At 27.2% G+C, this 2,524-nt stretch carries 3 protein-coding genes; 1 reads left to right on the forward strand and 2 read right to left on the reverse strand.

Going from position 1 to position 2,524, the window contains the following annotated elements; all coding sequences use genetic code 11:
• Window positions 1-296 precede the first annotated feature (296 nt).
• Window positions 297-1,265 (forward strand): tungsten-dependent formylmethanofuran dehydrogenase subunit FwdF, encoded by a 969-nt coding sequence (gene fwdF, locus ACKI67_RS08520; protein ID WP_407463107.1) that lies wholly within the window; start codon window positions 297-299, stop codon window positions 1,263-1,265.
• A 262-nt stretch (window positions 1,266-1,527) separates the two neighbouring features.
• On the opposite strand, the gene ACKI67_RS08525 is transcribed toward fwdF, so the two are convergent.
• On the reverse strand, window positions 1,528-1,734 hold the full coding sequence (locus ACKI67_RS08525) for a class III signal peptide-containing protein (RefSeq protein WP_407463108.1): 207 nt from the start codon (window positions 1,732-1,734) through the stop codon (window positions 1,528-1,530).
• A 23-nt stretch (window positions 1,735-1,757) separates the two neighbouring features.
• Window positions 1,758-1,997: a class III signal peptide-containing protein gene (locus tag ACKI67_RS08530; protein WP_407463110.1), complete on the reverse strand. Its 240-nt coding sequence runs from the start codon at window positions 1,995-1,997 to the stop codon at window positions 1,758-1,760.
• Window positions 1,998-2,524 lie beyond the last annotated feature (527 nt).

Raw genomic sequence — 2,524 nt, forward strand, 5'->3', positions numbered from 1 at the left:
TTATATTTTCTTCAATTTATAACTTCTTTCATATTTAAAAAAATTCTTTTAATTTTAAATTTTTTAATTTCTTTGTTTTAGATTTAATCTATTTATTTTTATTTAATATTGATTTAAAAAAGTATTTTTAATTATCTTATAAAATTATTAAAATTTCAATAAATTTTTATGTATTCCTTAAGATTAAATCGTTATGTTTATATATTCATATCGACAAAAATAATATTAACTATATTAATACTTTTTTAGTATACTTTATATTCTATGACTATTATATCTATTAATGTGGGATTGTTATGATTTTTATTCAAAGAGATGGAAGCGAATCAAGAAAATTATCGTATGATAATAATGTGTGTTTAGCATGTGGAATATGTGCTGACTCTTGTCCAACCAGCTCCTTGGCTTTAGGGGATGTTTTAGGTATTGCAAGAGGTCAAGCAGAAGGAAACAAACTTGCAATTGATCAAGAGACTTGTGTAATCTGTGGATTATGTGCATCTGCTTGTCCATTTGGTGCATTAGACTTTGAAATTGATGGTGCAAGCTCCAAAGACTTGGCTAATTATCCAACTTGGACTCATGAATCTGCAATTGATGATGAAGCATGTGAATTCTGTGGAAGATGTACTGTGGCATGTCCTCAAGATGCAATCTTGTTTAAAAGAGAATTGCCTGATAGAAATGATCTGTTGAAAGGTGAAATCTCCATCAATGATGAGGAATGTATCTATTGTAGCGCATGTGCAGAATTGTGTCCAGCTGATGCAATCACTGTTGTAAATACTCCAGATGCTTGTTCAATTGAAGTGGATGAAGATAAATGTGTATACTGTGGAGTATGTAAAAGAGTATGTCCACAAGAAGCAATCAAAACAGTATGTGTTACCTGTATGCACACTGATGAGATTGAAAAACCTAAAATCACAGGTGACATATTCATCGGATCCGACTGCATTAACTGTGGATGGTGTAAGGAAGTCTGTCCTGTAGATGCAGCAGAAGTAAGCAAACCATTTGAAGGAGAAATTGTTACTACTGAAGAAGAGTGTGTAGGATGCGGTTCTTGTGTAGACATTTGTGCATGTAATGCAATCGTTCTTGAAGATAATGCAGCAAAATTCAATGAGGAATACTGTGTATTATGTGGTGCATGTGAAAGAGTATGTCCTCAAGAAAGGATTGTTGTTAAAAGAACTGCAATGAAACTAACTAACGTTTCTTCAGCTTCTTGGAAAGCAAGCTTAGAAAGATTACTTGATTAAATTTGATTGTTTAATCAATTTTTTAATTATTTGATAACTTTATCATTTAATTAATTTTTTAATTTTTTATCATTTTTCAATCATATTTATAAAATAATAAATCTCCAATAACCTATAGTTTACGGGGGTTTTCTATTAGTTAGATAGATTTATTATTTTTTATTTTTTATTCTATTTTTTATTCTATTTTTTTATTTTTTAGCATTTTTCAGCTTTTAAAATATTTTTAGGATTTTTACCAGGTTTCAATTCTTTATTAGATTCAATTTAGTTTATTTAGCAGATATAATCTTCCCTTATCAAGTGTTTGATTAAATGAATCATTTATTTGCGAATTGATTCTATAGATGTAAGTTCCGCATATGATTGCAATAACTAAAATCGAACCGATCAATAGAATCACTTCAACACTTGTTTGTCCAATTTTATCTCTTTTCAGATGCTTTAGCATTTTCATAGTCATAATCATAACATAATCATAGTATAAGCTTATTAATAGATGCTGGTCACATTATTTCTGATTGAACTGATGTCTTCAGTTGCATTCAATCCGCTTGCATTATTGCTGAAGTAGGACCTATAGATCAACAAACCTGCTAAAGCTATTACAATCACCCCTCCAAAGAGCAGGATATATTCTGCAGCGCCTTGAGCTGAATTATCCTTTGAAATAGCTTTGAGATTTCTCTTGATATTTACTTTCACATTTTCTTTTCTATTGGAAATATTCATTTTATTTTTAAATCTTTCAAAAATCATAGTTTCACCTCAAATCGTATTTGTTATTAGTTTCAATGACTTATTATTTAAATATTGTCTTTTTTTCTAATTTAAATAATTATTTGAGGTTAATATATTAAATAAACTGTAATTTCCTTGTTTAATATAAATTTGATAATTATTTGGTATTTTTTACTCTTTTTATAATATTTTAATCATTTTTAAATTAAACGCTTCCTACAATTTAAAAAAATTTAAATATAATTTTATTCATATCATTTATTAGAATTAAAATTCCTTAGGGGTTTTTATTCCAAATTTTAAATGTTTGTATTTAACTCAATATCTAATTTGATGTATTGTATGATTTAACTTGCAATATAGGTATTGAAGAATGATAGAATCTTAATCCATCACTATGGATTAGATTTCTAAATCATTCTTAAATTGGGATAAGTTTATTTCAATTCTATTTTTTCTTAAAATTTTTCTTTAAATCCCTTTATTTTTTTGAAATTTTATTTTTCTTGTTTTTATTC

It is taken from the genome of Methanobrevibacter sp. (assembly GCF_045577275.1).
Lineage (GTDB): Archaea > Methanobacteriota > Methanobacteria > Methanobacteriales > Methanobacteriaceae > Methanobrevibacter.